The following is a 16790-nucleotide window of genomic DNA, read 5'->3' on the forward strand; positions in this document are numbered from 1 at the left end:
AAGAAAGGAGAAAGAACAAAATACTTACATTAAAATGCATAATTTATATTATGTATGAAGTAGTGAAGAGCGGAAACCTTGCGTTATAGCGAGGTTAAATTTAGTAGTTGAAATTATACAATTTCAATAAATAAAACAAACATAGGAGAAAAAATGAAAAAGATTTTATTATCAACAATCGGAATTGGATTACTTTTTGCACAAACTAATGCAGATTTAACTCAAAAAGTAAATAAATTAGAAAAACAAGTTAGTGAACTTCAACAACTAACTCTTACAAATCAAAGTAAAGTAAATCCAGTATCAGCAAATAGTCATTTATTCTGGGGATTAGATATCAGAACAAGTTATGATGTAATTAGTAAAAAAACAACTGGAGGAATGGCATATACAGTTAATCCAACTATGCAAACAAATCCACAATTTATGATGACTGTTCCAATTGTTGGCGGACATCCTGCAACTGTTGATGCTAAAACATATACTGGACAAGTTTTCTCAAATAGAGTTATTTTAACAGGTATGTATGAAGCTAGTGATAATTTAAAAGGAACTGTTAAAATCGAAGCAAACAAAATGTTTGGTGCAAACTATATTAGTCCAATGAATTCACCATTTGCAGATTTTGATTGGGTTACAAATGAAACACCAACTAATGATACTGTAAGACTTAAAGAAGCATATTTCAACTATCATTTTGGTCCTGAAAATGCTTTAATGTTTAGTGCAGGTAGAAGACCTTCAACAGAAGGATTCCCAGCTAACTTAAGAGAAGATGATGCAGCAGAAAGTCCTTTAGGACATATTATCAATATGGAATTTGATGGATTTAGTTTCGAAATAGGAAATCCTATTTGGGCAAAACTTTCAGATAAATTTCTTGATTGGGGAACTTGGTTTAAATTTTGTTTAGGTAGAGGTGCTTCAAGTGAAAATGGAAAATGGACACTTAATGGACAAGATTATACAAAACAAGCTAATGTAGATCAACCTGACCTTGGTGGATTCTTCTTTGTTCCTTATGATGATGGACAATATTCATTAAAAACAGAAACAGCTTGGGCATTTCATATGGTAGGGTTCAAACCATCAGGTGCACCAGTTATGGATTTAAATTCTAGTTATGATGGTACTATGTCTCAAGGATTCAATATGGCTACAGTTGGAAACTTCTTCTTAGAAAATGTTGTATTATCAGCTAATGGTATAGGTGATGGTATAAGTGATTTCTTAGATAACACAACAGCATTTGCTTCTTTTGCATATACTGAAACAAGACCAAAAGGTTCAATGCTTGGTTCAACTGAAAAAAAATCTGGTCATAGTATTTGGGTAGGTGCAGATATGCCTTCATTCGGAGATGATAGATTTGGATTAAGCTTTGTAAAAGGTAGTAAATATTTCAGATCTTATAGTTATGGAGAAGATACATTAGCAGGAAGTATGACTGCAGTTAGAGGACATGCTTATGATGCATATTATACACATCATATTATACCTCATTTAACAGCGCAAGTTAGATATACATATATTAAATATGATAATCCAGGAAGTGATTCATTCTTCGGAGCTATGGGAAATCCTGATACAGTACAAAATGGAACGCCTGTAAATTATGTTAAAACAGCTAAAGATTTAAGACTTTATGTTAGATATAGATTCTAATTGTTATCTTAAGTTTCAAACGACAATTTTTTGTCGTTTGTTTAACATTTCTTTCCTTTTCTAATTTTCCCAAAATATAAAACTCAATATAATAAATATAATTTAAACTGTCTTATTGATGACAAAAATGAGAATTTGTGTAATTAATTGGTATTATTTTTCAAATTTTTTCAAATTTTTTCAAATTTAGCTTTTTTTTTGTGATATAATTAATTGCAATTAAAAAAAAGGAGAAGTATAATGTCTAAAATAATAGACTTGAAAAGAAGGAACTTCATAAAAGGTTCCGCAGCAGCCGCAGCAGCTGCAAGTATAGCAAGTACTTCTGCATTTGCTGGAAATTATGATGATGCAAAGAATCTAAAACAGCAAAAAGAAGAAGATATTCAAAATGCAACATATACTACATCTGTGTGTGGTATGTGCGTAAATATGTGTGGGATTGTTGCTAGAAATGTAAATGGAAAAGTAACAAAAATCGATCCAAATCCATTATTTACAAAAAACAGAAATTTTATGTGTGCGAGAGGTAATGCAGGGCTTGGGGCTGCTTATGATCCTGATAGAATCAAAAAACCTATGATTAGAGCAGGAGAAAAAGGTAGTGGTAAATTCAGAGAAGTTTCATGGGATGAAGCTCTTGATTATATTGCTAACAAAATGATTAAAATTATTGATGAAGAAAAAGATAATAGAAGTACAATAGCTTTTGGTGCTGGTGCATCAACTGGTAATATGGGAGATCCTGTATTTGCTAATTTAATGAATGGTGTAGGGAGTGCGAATTTTATTGACCATTTTTCTACTTGTTTTGCTCCATCTTTTATGGCAAATGTATTAACTTTTGGAAGTTGGGGTAATGGAGATTTCAGACATACTAAATATCAACTGAATTTAGGAGCGAATAGAGCTGAAGGTATAGTTACTCCTGATACACTTGATATGTTTAGAAGAACTCATGATAGAGGTATGAAAACTGTTTATATTGATCCAAGATATACAAATACAGCGTCTCATTCTGATGAATATATCAATATTAAACCAGGAACTGATTTAGCTTTAATGCTTGCAATGATTTATGAAACTATTCACAAAGAATATCATAAACTTCCTTATCAAGCAGATTATATTGCTAAAAATGTAGATGGAATGGAAGAATTAATTGAATTTTTTACAACTGGTTTAGGAAAAGATTATACTCCCAAATGGGCTGAAAAAATTACTGAAATTCCAGCAGATACTATCAAAAGACTTACAAAAGAGTTTGCAGAAGCTGCTAATAAATATAAAGGTGCAGTAAATTGTTATAGAAGTAGAAAATCAACTTGGTATTATCAAGATTTTGATTTTAGAAGAGCTCAAGCAATTTTAAATTCAATCAATGGAGCTGTAAATGTTAGAGGTGGTATCCTTCTTGGAAAAGGTTTGAAATTATCAGAAGGGTATGATTATGAAGATTTTCCTATTTATGATAATCCAAAACCAAGAATTGATATTGCTACTATCAAAAAAGGAGAATATCCATTAGGTAACCCTACAAAAGGGACTTGGCAAGTATTTAGAGACCATATCTTAGACATCAATACAAGATGGGACAAAGCAGGAAGACCAAAAATTGATGCAGATGGTAATTATAAAGGATTAGCAGAAAATGAATATCCAGTAAGAGGTATGTTTATTTACAAACAAAATCCAATGCAATCAGTTCCTGATTATGAAAAAACTGCTGAATTTTTAAAATCAATGGAATTAGTAGTTGTAAATGATATTATTGTAAACGATACAGCATTTTATGCAGATGTTATCTTGCCTGATACTTCATATTTAGAAAGAACATCTGTACTTGAATGTTTTAAGCTTAGTGAACCTTCATTTGCTTGGAGAAGTAAAGCAATGGAACCTATGTATGATAGTAAAACAGTTTATTATATGTGTAGTAATCTTGCTAAAAGAATTGAAAAACCATTAGTTGATATTACATTTACAAATACATGGGATGCAGATGATTTAGGTGCTAAATTGCCAGATAACTTCAAAGTTTCTAAATATTTAAATAAAGATTTTGAAGTTGACGCAGCTAAATTAAAAGCAGATATTAAAGATGAAAAATTAGCAAAAGCTATTTTAACTCATGCAAGTGAAGATGATTTGGATATTGCTACTTATAAAATAACAGAAGCATTTAAAGAAACTCCACTTGAATATAATAGAAGAGTAATGAAAGAAACTTATGGAGAAGAAGCTGCAAAAATAGCAGAAAATTATGGTGCTTATTGGCCAGGAATAGAAGATGCTATTAAAGATGGAATAATTGATCCTAAATATAAAGTTCTTAGAAAAGATACACAAGATAAACATGAAGCTGTGTATGGAATTTATGAAAAATATTCAAAAGTTCCAAAAGATTTTCCAATTGTTGCTAAAAAAGGAAAATGGATTAAAATAGCTCAAAGAAATCTTGATGGACAATTATTTAAAAATCCAATCACAGGTAAAAGTGAAAAACTTGGTACATTCCCAATATGGCATGATTCATTATTTAAAGCACCTAAAGAAGGTGAATTTAGAGTAGTTTTAGGAAGACATGCATATTTCACTCAAAGTGCAGATGTGAATAATGCATTATTACTTGATCTAATGAATTATAATTATATTTGGATAAATGATAAAGTTGCTGAAAATATGGGACTTAAATTTAAAGATGATGTTGTTTTAACTAATAGAGATGGGACTAAAACAAAAGCAAAAATATTCCCAACAAAAAGAATTAGAAAAGATACAGCATTTATCGCAACAGGATTTGGAAGTAAATCAACACTACTAACACTTGGAGACGATAATGGTATTTCTCAATCAGTAGTATGTGATAATAGTATTGATCCAATTATTGGTTCGGCAAGTATGAATGAAACAATAATAACAATTAAAAAGGTGTAAAAAATGGCAAATTATGCAATGGCACTTGAATATCAAAACTGTATTGATTGTAGAGCTTGTGAAGTAGCTTGTAAAGATGAAAATCAGGTGATGTTAGGTGCAGATAAACAAAGAATCTGGGTAGGTGTAGTAGAAGGTGGCAAAACATTAGCAGATATGTTTGTTAATTTTTATCCTTCACAATGTAATCATTGTATAGATGCTCCTTGTGTGACAGCTTGTCCAACTGGTGCATCTCACTTTGTTGAAGGTGGGATTGTAAAAGTTGATTATGATATGTGTATCCTATGTAAAGGATGTATGGAAGCATGTCCTTATGAAGCAAGATTTATAGATGAAACAAGACACGCTGTAGATAAATGTACATTCTGTGATGGAAGAACTCAAGAGTTTGGAACAACTGCATGTAGTGCAACTTGTCCTACAAAAGTAAGAACTTTTGGTGATTTAGATGATCCAAATTCACTACTTAGAAAAACATTAGAAAGTAGAGAATTTTTCGTTCTAAAAGAAAATGAAGATACACTTCCTAAATTATTTTATCTTGTACCACAAGATGAAGAATATAGAAACAGAACAATGGGTAAAGGTATCAAAACTCATACTTGGAGTGATATGGCTCCAAAATATGAAGCAGCTACTGCCAAAAGGAGAACAGAATGGAAAAAAGCGTAAAAAAATGCTGTGGGCTTAATTTCAAGTCTGTAAGCTTTAAAGAATTATTTTTTAATAAAACTATGCTTTTTGCATATATTTTATTAGCAGTTGGAGTAATAGGTTGGATTCAAATTTATGCTTTAAGATTTGGACATAACTTTGTAAATGTAAAAGATTTAGTAAATATAAATGCTGATGATGCTAAACAAGTGGCATTGGCTATGAAAGAACAAATTTTTGGAATGCATCATATTGAAGAAGTTCCAAGAACTGAACCATGGGGAATGTTTGTTATTCAATACATATATTTACTTTATGGTGGATCTGCACTTATTTTCTTAACATCATTAGGAGAACTTTTTAACTTAAAAATTTCACATAAAGCAAGTGCAGCTTTAATAACATTGGGTATTTCTATGGTATTTGGTGGTCTTGCATCAATTGCTACAGACTTAGGAAGTCCTTTAAACATCATTTATATGTTTTTAAATCCTCAACCTCAAAGTGGTATGTGGTTAATGCTTCCTTTATATTCAATTTATATTCCTTTTACTTTTGTTGAGATTTATTTCTTGATGACAAATAAAAGAGAATTAGCTAAAAAATTAGCTTTATGGTTAGTTATTATTGGATTAGGTATTGATTTTGGTGAATTTTATATCCAAGGAATGTTGTTTCAATTAAGTGAACCAAGACATTTATGGACAAATTTCCCAGCACTTTGGATATATTTTTTACTTACTGGGATGTTAAGTGGTATATCATTTGCACTTATTTATGCAGGGCTTAGTCTTAGAAAAAAAGAATGGTATAATGAATTAAAATCAACTTTAAGAAAAGCAGGGATTGTTGCAATTATTTTAGTAGCAGCTTACGAAACTGTTTCTGGATTATCAGGATTGAGTGAATATCCATTTAATATAATGTTTTGGGGTTATGTAACATTAGGACTTGCGCTTCCATTGGTTTTATTTTTAATAAAACAAGATGTATTAGCGGGAGTTTTAATGGCTATTGGAACATTTGCTGGAAGAGAATTATTTGTTTTTGGTGGAAATGCAGATCCTATGACAAACAGATTTGGAATGGGACCAGAAGCATTTTCTACATATAATGTAGCTGAAATTGAAAAAACTGTATTTGACTCTCCTCATACATTTGAAATTTTAATTATCATTGGATGTATAGGAGTTGGAATAGCAGTTTTCAAACTTCTTGATACTATTTTAGATGTATCTAATCAACCTCATTAATTAAAAGAGAGATTTCCTCTCTTTTATAACTTTTCTTTAATATATACCCCTATTTTCTGTTTTAAATGATATAATTATATTTCGTTAATTAAATTAAAAGGATAAATATTGCAAAAAAAAATAGTTGAAATGTTTGATTCTATTGCTCCAAAATATGATTTAGCAAATAGAATTTTAAGTTTAGGAATTGATAAAAAATGGAGAAAAGAAGCAATAGAAAAAACAATTTCCAAAATAGATAAAAATAATTTAAGAATATTAGATGTTGCATGTGGAACAGGAGATATGATAGAAATATGGAAAAATAGTGTAAAAAACAAAAAAATAGAAATTTCTGGATTAGATCCAAGTAGTGGTATGCTTGAAATTGCAAAAAAGAGATTTCCCCAAGTTACTTTTTATAATAAATATGCGATTGAAATTCCTTGTGAATCTGATTCAATGGATATAATTTCTATATCTTTTGGGATTAGAAATGTTATGGAAATCCAAAAAGCTTTTGATGAATTTAATAGAGTTTTGGAAAATGATGGAAAACTGTTGATTTTAGAATTTGTAAAAGTTCAAAAAAGAAGTTTTTTTAGAAAATATATAGATTTTTATACGAATAAATTTTTGCCAAAAATTGGCGGTATTATTACAAAAAACAAAGAAGCTTATGAATATTTACCGAAATCTATTGAAAATTTTAGAACAGTAGAAGAATTGGAAAGATTATTAAAGAAAAGTGGATTTATTGTAAACGAAGTTAAATATTTCAATTTCTCTCAAGTTGCAATGATTATAGCTCAAAAAAAGAAAAATTAATATTAATTATTACAGAATAGTTACAAAAAGAAACTTAATATATATAAAACTTTTTTCTTTCTTGCTAAATGATTATTTATTTATGTATAATTTGCTTAAGTTATACTTTAAAAGGAGTTAGAATGGGTTGGATTGTGTTTTTAAATATTGTCACACCTTGGGTTTTGGCATTTTTTATTTATTATGTCAAAAGTGACAAAGTTACCAATGTTTTAGCATTTTTAACATTACCTTTGCTTATTTTATTTTCATATTTGGCTTATGTCAATCATACAATTTCATTAATTTCTACCCCAGAAATTCTTGATTATTTGATGACTATTTATGATTTTGGACTTTTAGGTTATTTTTTATATCAAGGGATTATAAAAAAGAGTTTTTTAGTTGTTTCTTTGGCAATAATACAAATTTTATTTTTAATTATTGTTGTATTGATGAAAGGTTACTCAGATACACCAAATATTTTAGTTGATAATTTAGTAATAATGTTTTATTTTATTGTTGCTTTAGTAGGGGCTCCAATTGCAATATATGCGACTAAATATATGGATTATGATGAAAAAGAAAAACATAAATTTGTAGCTATTATTATTTGGTTTTTAGGTGTTATGAATTTTGCTGTTAGTGTAAATAATATAGAATGGTTTTTTGCTTTATTTGAAACAACTACACTTGCTTCATTTATATTAATTGGTTTTAGAAAAGACAAAGAAGCTACAGATAATGCTGTTTTAGCATTATGGATGAATCAAATAGGTGGAGTAGCTATTTTAATTTCATTAATGATATTTATTCATACAAATGGTTTTTATCACTTTAGTGATTTATTAAATCATCCTATGGTTGTTTCTTTAGCAGGACTTGGATTTTTATCTTTAAGTGCTTTAGTCAAAGGTGCTCAGATGCCTTTTCACAAATGGCTTCTTGGGGCTATGGTGGCGCCAACACCTGTTAGTGCAATTCTTCATTCAGCTACAATGGTAAAAATCGCTCCTTTTTTATTGCTTAGAATTTCACCAATTATAAAAGGAACTCTTTTAGCTAAACTATTAATAGTTACTACTGGATATGTTTTTGTAGTAGCAGCAATTATTGCTTTAACTCAAAGTAATTTTAAAAGAATACTTGCTTATTCTACAATATCTTTACTTGGGCTTATGATGCTTGCTGCTGCTGTAGGTACTCCTGGTGCAGTTGTTGCAAGTTTAATATTGATAGTTTTCCATGCGTTTGCAAAAGGATTGTTGTTTATTGAAGCAGGGATTCTTGAAAAGGTATTCCATGTTAAATATATTGAACAAATGAGAAGATTAATCGAGCGTGCTCCTCTTACATTAATGTTTATATTTTTTGGATTTTTAAATATGACTTTTGTGCCATTTGGAACATTCATAGGTAAATGGATGATGATAGAAGAAGTGAGTAACTTTTTAAGTCATGGAAGTTATGTTATTTTAATTTTGTATGTTGGAGCAGGAAGTGCATTTTTAAGTATATTGTATATGAAAGTTTTAGGGGTTAGTGTTAGAAAAACTCACGGTATTTCTAATATTAAATTTATGCCTCTTCCAAAAAGATTTAATTTTGTGTCAATTTGGTATTATGTATGGCTTTTAGCTATTACATTTTTTATTGCACCTTTTATAACATATTTTATAGTTCCTATAGCAAATAGTATAACAGGTGCAAGTGCAAATATCCATTCTCATGATTTAAGTCTATATGTTGGAAATTCAACATTATATTTTTGGGAAATTCTTGGAGCTATGATAATACTTAGTTTAATTCATGCTCTTCCTTATTTTGTGAAATTTAAAGTTGATACAGTCCATCCATATAATTGTGGTGAAGTTTTTCCTAAGCATATAGGAACATTTGATTTCGCATGTATTAAAAAATATGAAAATATTCTTATAGCATTTTCAATAGCTATGTTTATTTTAGTATTAGTTCTTGGAGGAGGTTTATTATGATTTGGGTTATATTAGCTATTTTAGCTCCGATTATTGGAGGGTTTGTTTTTGGAATAGAAAGAATAATTAATGCTAGAATGCAAGGTAGAGTGGGGCCTCCACTTATGCAACCTTTTTATGATTTTGCTAAACTGATGGATAAAAGACCTATGATGATACATTCACTTCATGCTTTAATGGGAATAATGTATTTTGTAGCAGAATGGTTTTCTGTATTTGTATTGTTTTTAGGAAATGATTTATTGATAGCAGTATTTTTTCATGTCTTAGCTGTTTTGGCTCTTGTAATTGGTGCTAGTAGTGTTAGAAGTCCTTATTCAGTATTAGGGGCATTAAGAGAACTTATGCATATGATTAGTTATGAGCCTTTTATGGTTTTAATGGTTGTTGCTTTTTATTTGGTTAGTGGAAGTTTTAATTTTATAGATATTTTAAATTCATCTGCTCCAATTTATAAATTACCTTTAATATTTTTATCGTTTTTATTTATAATTCCTATGATGCTTCAAAAATCACCTTTTGATATAGCAGAAGCTCATCAAGAAATTATTGGTGGTCCTGAAATAGAATATAGTGGGCCTTTTTATGAAGCTATTTATACAGGTAAATGGATTGAATATATTTATGTATTTTTCTTTGTATATTTATTTGGAGGAAATAATCATATTCTTGGTATTTTTTTAGTAATTTTTGCATTTTTGTTTGTGAATTTACTTGATAATTCAACTGCAAGATTGGATTTTAGAAAAATGGTTAAGTTTTCGTGGGTTGTATTAATTCCAATCGCAGCACTTAACATTGTTTTGTTAGCTTTATGGGGAGGTAAATAATGAGTATATTTAGTAAATTTAGGAAAAAATCTCCTTGGATTTTACATTATAATACTGGTGGATGTAATGGTTGTGATATTGAAATATTAGCAGCACTTGCTCCAAGATATGATATCGAAAGATTTGGAGCTTTAAATAAAGGTAATCCAAAACAATCAGATATTTTGATTGTAACTGGTCCTGTTACAAAAAATTGTAAAGATGTATTAAGAAGACTTTATTTAGAAATGCCAGAGCCAAAAGTTGTTATTGCAATGGGAGCATGTGCTCATGGTGGTGGTATATTTAGAAATTTTTATCATGTTGAAAATGGGGTAGATAATATTATTCCTGTTGATGTTTGGATTCCTGGATGTGCTCCAAGAGTTGAGGCATTGATAGATGGAGTTGCGGAAGCTATTGAAATTTGGCAACAAAAATCAAAAGAAAAAGAATATATGAGAAATCATGAAGAAATGATTGGAAAATTAGGAGTAAATGATGACTATTAATCCAAATATTACTATTAAAGAAACGAGTTTGGAAAATATTGTTAATGATATAAAAAATTTTTATAATGAAAATGAATGGCATTATATAACTGTAAATGCAACTGATTTAGGTGGTAAATTACAAATTGATTGGCTTTTTTCTAAATATAAAGCAAAAAATATTATACAAATTTTTAGAATACCTGAGGTTAGTTATGATGCAAAAATTCCAAGTATTGTAAGTATTCTTCCATCAGCTTGGATTAGTGAATGGGAACTTGGGGATTTATTTGGATTAGATGTAGAAAATGCTATGTGTGGAGTATTTATAGCACCTGATGCTCCTAAAGCACCACTTAGAAAGGATAGTTCATGGGAAAAATAGTTATACCATTTGGTTCACAACATGTTGCATTGCCAGAACCTGTTAGTTTTTTATTTGAAACTAAAAATGAAATTATTACAGATGTAGAAGCTCATATTGGATATGTTCATAGAGGTATAGAAAAAGCTGCAATTACAAAATTTGACTATACTCAATTGACATATTTGACTGCAAGAATTTGTGGACTTTGCTCTATTACTCATGCTGGAGCAGTAGTTCATGGGTTAGAAAAACTTATGAATGTTGAAGTTAATGATAGAATAAATTATTTAAGAATGTTAGTAGTAGAACTTGACAGGATTCATTCTCATATGTTAGCAAATGGTCATGTTGCTGAAGTAGTAGGGTATGAAAATCTATTTATGCAAACATTCAAAGCCAGAGAAGATGTAATGGATATTTTAGAGAGAATTACAGGTAATAGAGTTCAATATGATTATCAAGTAATTGGTGGAGTGAGTAGAGATATAGATTCAGAAATAGTTGAATTTGCAAAAAAGAAACTTAAAATATTGAAAGAAAATACTCTAAAAGTAATGAGTTTTAATGATACAGATTATACTTTTGGTCTCAAAACAAAAGGAGTAGGGACTATTTCTAAAAAAATGGCTGCTAAATATAATGTAGCAGGTCCAATTGCAAGAGCTAGTGGACTTGAAACTGATGCAAGAGCTGAATTTGATTATTTGCCTTTTGAAGAAGTTGGATATAAAATGCAATTAAGAAGTGAAGGTGATGTTTGGGCGAGAAATATGGTTAGATTTGATGAAGTGTTGAATTCTATAGAAATGTGTGAAAATATTTTGGATAATTTACCAGTTGGTGAATTTAAAGTAAAAACAAAAGGAAGACCAAACGGTGAAACTGTTGTGAGAGTAGAAGCACCAAGAGGAGAATGTTTTTATTATCTAAAAGGAAGTAACAAAAAGTTAATGGATAGAGTTAGAGTTAGAGTTCCAACATATGCAAATATTCCTATTTTAAAAGAATTATTTATAGATGCTAAATATTCTGATGCACAAGCTATAGTTCTTAGCTTCGATCCTTGTATGAGTTGTACGGCAAGATAAAGGAGAAGTAATGATAAAAATGTTTATAGAATCAATGAAAAATTTAGTTTCTAAACCTGTAACTATAAAGTATCCTTTTGAGCCTTCTCCAGAGCCAAAAGGTTATAGAGGAACTATTTTATATAATGAAGATGATTGTATTTTTTGTGATAAATGTGAAAACATCTGTCCTCCTGGGGCGATAAAATTTGAAGTAGTTGATGTAGAAAGTGGTAAAAAACAATATAATTACAATCCTTATTTATGTATTTATTGTGGGGCATGTGTTAGTGTTTGTCCAAAAGTCAATGAAGCACTCACTCAATCAGAAAAAAGAATGCCTCCACTTGGACGAACGGTTTATAAAGAAAAAGGACTTGGTTATTTCATAAATGAAATACAAAACCCAAAAGAATTAGAAAAAAAATGGGGTGAATTAGAAATTAGAGCAGAAGAATCAAGGGGAAAATTAGCTGAATATAAAAAACAAAAAAGATTAAAAGCAAAAGCTGATAAAGCTAAACAAATTATACAAGAAGATGAAAAATAATAGATAAAAGTATATAAAAAATCTCTTTTATTATTTTATTTATTGATTACTTTTTGTAACATTTTTTTAAACTGAACAAAATTTCTCTTTTTTAGTGAAATTTTATGATATAATTATTTTTAAAAAATAAAGGATTTAAAATGGGTAAATATGTAGAACTTAATAATGCGAATTTTGCTGGAACAATTAAAGATAACAATGTAGTAATGGTAGATTTCTGGGCACCTTGGTGTGGGCCTTGTAGAATGATTGCTCCAGTAATTGAAGAATTAGCAGGGGATTATGAAGGAAAAGCAGTAGTTGCAAAAGTAAATACTGATGAAGCACCAGAAGTTGCTGGACAATTTGGAATCAGAAGTATTCCAACAGTTTTATTTTTCAAAAATGGAGAATTAGTTGACCAAATGATTGGAGCAGCTCCAAAAGCTAGTTTTGCAGCTAAAATTGATGCATTACTTGGTTAATAATTTCTAATGTTATATAGAGGTAAATCATCTCTATTTTACATTTTTTCTTCTTTCATAGGGGCCTTGCTTGTAGCAGGGTTTTTTGCCTATGATAATTATCGCTTTTCCAAATTTAAATTTATAAATTTCAGTCAAACTATTCTTTATACAAAAAATGATATTTTTACTCCTAAACAAAATAATTATTATATGTTAGTTTTTAGTTCTAAAATGAGTAATATTAACACTTTAATATCAAAAATTCCTAAAAATTATCCTATAATAGCAGTAGATATATATCAATTAGTTTATAATAATAAAAAAAATATTATTTTTGTAAGGGCTGGGACAAATACTATAATTTCTATCATTAGAAAATTTAATATAAAAAAAGTACCAGTTTATTTTGAAATTAAAAGATACAATAAAAACTTATTTAAGCAAAACTCTATTTTAAAGGTAATACAATGAAAAATTTAGTAATTATTGGTGGAGGTCCAGCAGGACTTAGTTCTGGGCTTTATGCAAGTAGAATGGGAATTGATACAACTATTTATGAAAAAATTTCCCCTGGTGGTCAAATAACTTTGAGTAGTGAAATAGAGAATTATCCAGGAGTTTGTGATGTTAAAAGTGGGTTAGAACTTATGCAATGTTGGCCAGAACAAGCAAAAAAATTTGGTTGTAAAATTGAGAGTAGTGAAGTAAAACAAATTAAAAAAGTTGGAAATGTTTTTGAAATTGAACTTTTTGATAAAACTATTAAAAGTTTATCTGTTATTGTAGCTACAGGAGCGAGCCCAAGAAGAGCTGGATTTGAAAATGAAGAGAAGTTTATAGGAAAAGGAATATCTACTTGTGCAGTTTGTGATGGATTTTTTTATAGAAATCAAGAAGTTGCGGTAATTGGTGGAGGAGATACAGCACTTGAAGAAGCATTATATCTTGCCGGTATTGCAAGTAAAGTCTATTTAATTCACAGAAGAGATAAATTTAGAGCAAGTCCGGCTACAATTAAAAGAGTTTTAGAAAATACTAAAATAGAAATTTTATACAATTCAAAAGTAAAAAAAGTTTATGGAGAACAGTTTGTAGATGGAATTATTGTAGAACAAGAAAATAGAGAAATTGACTTGAAAATTCCTGGTGTTTTTGTGTTTGTAGGAAATACAAAAAACACAGATGTTTTAAAAAGTGAAAATGGTTTTATTTGTGAAATGGAAGAAGATGGAAGTGTAAGTGTAGATTTAAATATGAAAACTTCACTTGCTGGACTTTATGCAGTGGGTGACATCCGAAAAGATGCAGCTAAACAAGTGGTATGTGCAGCAGCTGATGGTGCAGTAGCAGCACTGCAAGCCGTTAAGTATGTTGATAAGATTAAGGAATTAACTAAATAAACGAAACAACTACAAATTTTAATGAAAAAAAGCGTTAAAAAAAGTGTGCTTCAAACCCGAAGGGCGCTTGCGCTCCCTTTTTAGCTTTTTGTAGTGTTAAGAAATTTGTTTTATTGCCCAGTGTTTTAAGTTAGTGCCGAAATCAAAAGTGTTTAAATTGTGTTATAATTTTATCAAAAAATAGAGGAGATATTTATGAAATTTGGAATTGTTGGGGCAACTGGTAGAGTAGGTCAATTGCTTATAAAAATTATAAAAGAAAAAAATCTAAAATTAGGAAGTGTTATTTTTCAAGGTGATGCAAATGGAATTGTTTTTCCTAAGAATACAGTTATTACAAATGATTGGAAAACTTTTTTGGAAAATTGTGATGTAGTTGTTGATTTTTCTGCGCCCGTGGCAACCCAAGCAATGGTTACAACTGCTATTGAAAACGGTATGAATAAAGCGCTTGTAATCGCAACAACTGGACTTGATGATCATCAAAAAAATTTAATTATAAAAGCAAGTGAGCTCATGCCAGTTTTATATGCTACAAATATGAGTTTGGGGATTGCAGTTTTAAATAAAGTTGTAGAACAAGTTAGTGGAATTTTGAGAGATTTTGACATAGAAATCACTGAAATGCATCACAAACATAAAAAAGATGCTCCAAGTGGAACTGCTCTTACTTTAGCAGAACATTGTGCAAAAGCTAGAAATTTAGATTTGGATAAAGTTAGAGTTTCAGGAAGAGATGGAATTATAGGAGAGAGAACAAAAGATGAAATAGCTGTAATGGCTTTAAGAGGTGGTGACATTGTAGGAAGACATACAGTTGGATTTTATAATGAGGGTGAGTTTTTAGAGTTTAATCACACTGCTACAAGTAGAGAAACATTTGCACAAGGTGCTGTAAAAGTAGCTACTTGGTTAGCAACTCAAAAAGCAGGTTTTTATAGCATAAATGATGCTTTAGGTTTATAAGGAAAAAATATGTGTTCAGTAGTTGGAATTTATAAAAATCAAAATGCGGCAAAAAAAGCTTTTTATTCACTTTTTTCTATGCAACATCGTGGTCAAGAAGCAGCTGGGATTAGTAGTAATGAAAATGGTGAAATTCATACAATAAAAAACAGAGGTTTAGTTACCGAAATTTTTACAGAAGAGTATTTCCAAACAGTTTTAAAAGGTGATATGGCAATAGGTCATACAAGATATTCAACTGCTGGGAATGATTCTATCTTGGATGCTCAACCAATTTATGCAAAATATGGACTTGGTGAAATTTCAATTGTGCATAATGGTAATTTAACAAATAAAAAGCCAGTGAGAGATGAACTTATAAAAAAAGGTGCTATTTTCCAAAGCAATATGGATACTGAAAATATTATCCATTTAATTGCAAAAGATTATACAAAAAATACTCTTCAAGAAAGAATTGTAGATGCTATTAAAAAAATAGAGGGTGCTTATTCACTAATAATTTTAAGTAGAACAAAAATGTTTGCTGTTCGTGATCCTTATGGATTTAGACCTTTAAGTATAGGTAAAATTGCAGGTGGTGGATATATAATTGCGAGTGAAACTTGCGCGTTTGAGCTTGTAGGTGCTACATATGTAAGAGATGTAAAACCCGGTGAAATGGTGATCTTTGAAAATGGAGAAATGAAATCAATCCAACTTTTTGAACCAAAACCTAAAAAATGTATTTTTGAATATATCTATTTTGCAAGACCTGATAGTGATGTGTTTGGGAAAAATGTATATGAAACAAGAGTTGAAATGGGAAGAGAACTTGCAAAAGAACTTCCAGTAGATGCTGATATGGTTGTTCCAGTTCCTGATAGTGGAGTTGCTTCAGCTCTTGGATATAGCAAAGAAAGTGGAATACCTTTTGAGTTTGGAATTATGAGAAATCATTATGTTGGACGAACATTTATTGAACCAACTCAAGAAGTTAGAGATATAAAAGTAAAAATGAAATTATCTCCAATTATAAATAAAATTAAAGGTAAAAAATTAGTTGTAATTGATGATAGTATTGTGAGAGGAACAACTTCAAAAAGAATTGTGAGAATGCTTAAAGAAGCAGGGGCCGCTGAAGTTCATATGAGAATAGCATCACCTACAAGTAAGGGAGCGTGTTTTTATGGTGTTGATACTCCTAACCCTGATGAATTAATTGCATCAAAAATGAGTGTTGATGAAATTTGTGAATATATTGGGGCTGATAGTTTAGCTTATCTTTCAATTGATTCAATGGTGAAATCTATCAAAGATAAAAAAGAGGATTATTGTTTTGCTTGTTTTGATTTAGAATATCCAGTTGCACCAAAAGAGTAATTTTTTTACAATTAATTCAAGAAATCTTTTATTTTTTCTATTT

Annotated in this window: 16 protein-coding genes; all 16 read left to right on the forward strand. The window is 29.7% G+C overall.

All coding sequences use genetic code 11. The features are described from left to right. Window positions 1-153: 153 nt before the first annotated feature. Window positions 154-1665: a DUF3373 family protein gene (locus ACZ5OA_RS01950; RefSeq protein ID WP_464907845.1), complete on the forward strand. Its 1512-nt coding sequence runs from the start codon at window positions 154-156 to the stop codon at window positions 1663-1665. Between the two features lie 240 nt (window positions 1666-1905). Next, window positions 1906-4602 (forward strand): molybdopterin-dependent oxidoreductase, encoded by a 2697-nt coding sequence (locus ACZ5OA_RS01955; RefSeq protein ID WP_464907846.1) that lies wholly within the window; start codon window positions 1906-1908, stop codon window positions 4600-4602. 3 nt (window positions 4603-4605) lie between these two features. After that, complete coding sequence (locus tag ACZ5OA_RS01960) at window positions 4606-5277, forward strand: 4Fe-4S dicluster domain-containing protein (protein ID WP_464907847.1); 672 nt, start codon at window positions 4606-4608, stop codon at window positions 5275-5277. Beyond that, on the forward strand, window positions 5262-6512 hold the full coding sequence (locus tag ACZ5OA_RS01965; protein WP_464907848.1) for a polysulfide reductase NrfD family protein: 1251 nt from the start codon (window positions 5262-5264) through the stop codon (window positions 6510-6512). The genes ACZ5OA_RS01960 and ACZ5OA_RS01965 overlap by 16 nt, the downstream gene beginning before the upstream one ends. 105 nt (window positions 6513-6617) lie before the next feature. Then, entirely contained in the window at window positions 6618-7319 is a 702-nt protein-coding gene (ubiE, locus tag ACZ5OA_RS01970) for a bifunctional demethylmenaquinone methyltransferase/2-methoxy-6-polyprenyl-1,4-benzoquinol methylase UbiE (RefSeq protein WP_464908310.1), read from the forward strand. A 122-nt stretch (window positions 7320-7441) separates the two neighbouring features. Next, window positions 7442-9292, forward strand: a complete 1851-nt coding sequence (locus ACZ5OA_RS01975) for a proton-conducting transporter transmembrane domain-containing protein (protein WP_464907849.1) — start codon at window positions 7442-7444, stop codon at window positions 9290-9292. Next, window positions 9289-10122 carry a complex I subunit 1 family protein gene (locus ACZ5OA_RS01980; protein ID WP_464907850.1) on the forward strand — a complete coding sequence of 278 codons (834 nt, stop codon included), beginning with the start codon at window positions 9289-9291 and terminating at the stop codon, window positions 10120-10122. Before ACZ5OA_RS01975 ends, ACZ5OA_RS01980 begins: the two co-directional genes overlap by 4 nt. Further along, complete coding sequence (locus ACZ5OA_RS01985) at window positions 10122-10613, forward strand: NADH-quinone oxidoreductase subunit B family protein (RefSeq protein WP_464907851.1); 492 nt, start codon at window positions 10122-10124, stop codon at window positions 10611-10613. Before ACZ5OA_RS01980 ends, ACZ5OA_RS01985 begins: the two co-directional genes overlap by 1 nt. After that, window positions 10603-10977 (forward strand): NADH-quinone oxidoreductase subunit C, encoded by a 375-nt coding sequence (locus ACZ5OA_RS01990; protein ID WP_464907852.1) that lies wholly within the window; start codon window positions 10603-10605, stop codon window positions 10975-10977. Before ACZ5OA_RS01985 ends, ACZ5OA_RS01990 begins: the two co-directional genes overlap by 11 nt. Next, window positions 10965-12047: a hydrogenase large subunit gene (locus ACZ5OA_RS01995; RefSeq protein WP_464907853.1), complete on the forward strand. Its 1083-nt coding sequence runs from the start codon at window positions 10965-10967 to the stop codon at window positions 12045-12047. The genes ACZ5OA_RS01990 and ACZ5OA_RS01995 overlap by 13 nt, the downstream gene beginning before the upstream one ends. 10 nt (window positions 12048-12057) lie before the next feature. After that, complete coding sequence (locus ACZ5OA_RS02000) at window positions 12058-12576, forward strand: 4Fe-4S dicluster domain-containing protein (protein WP_464907854.1); 519 nt, start codon at window positions 12058-12060, stop codon at window positions 12574-12576. Between the two features lie 140 nt (window positions 12577-12716). Further along, window positions 12717-13040 (forward strand): thioredoxin, encoded by a 324-nt coding sequence (gene trxA / locus ACZ5OA_RS02005; RefSeq protein ID WP_464907855.1) that lies wholly within the window; start codon window positions 12717-12719, stop codon window positions 13038-13040. 9 nt (window positions 13041-13049) lie between these two features. Continuing rightward, a complete protein-coding gene (locus ACZ5OA_RS02010; protein WP_464907856.1) occupies window positions 13050-13493 on the forward strand; it encodes a hypothetical protein in 444 nt (147 codons plus the stop codon). Further along, the gene (gene trxB, locus ACZ5OA_RS02015) at window positions 13490-14422 is read left to right on the forward strand and encodes a thioredoxin-disulfide reductase (protein ID WP_464907857.1); all 933 of its coding nucleotides are present in this window, start codon (window positions 13490-13492) and stop codon (window positions 14420-14422) included. The genes ACZ5OA_RS02010 and trxB overlap by 4 nt, the downstream gene beginning before the upstream one ends. Before the next feature lie 195 nt (window positions 14423-14617). After that, on the forward strand, window positions 14618-15388 hold the full coding sequence (gene dapB, locus ACZ5OA_RS02020; RefSeq protein WP_464907858.1) for a 4-hydroxy-tetrahydrodipicolinate reductase: 771 nt from the start codon (window positions 14618-14620) through the stop codon (window positions 15386-15388). 9 nt (window positions 15389-15397) lie between these two features. After that, a complete protein-coding gene (purF, locus tag ACZ5OA_RS02025) occupies window positions 15398-16747 on the forward strand; it encodes an amidophosphoribosyltransferase (RefSeq protein WP_464907859.1) in 1350 nt (449 codons plus the stop codon). Window positions 16748-16790 lie beyond the last annotated feature (43 nt).

This window comes from Thioreductor micantisoli (genome assembly GCF_055392745.1).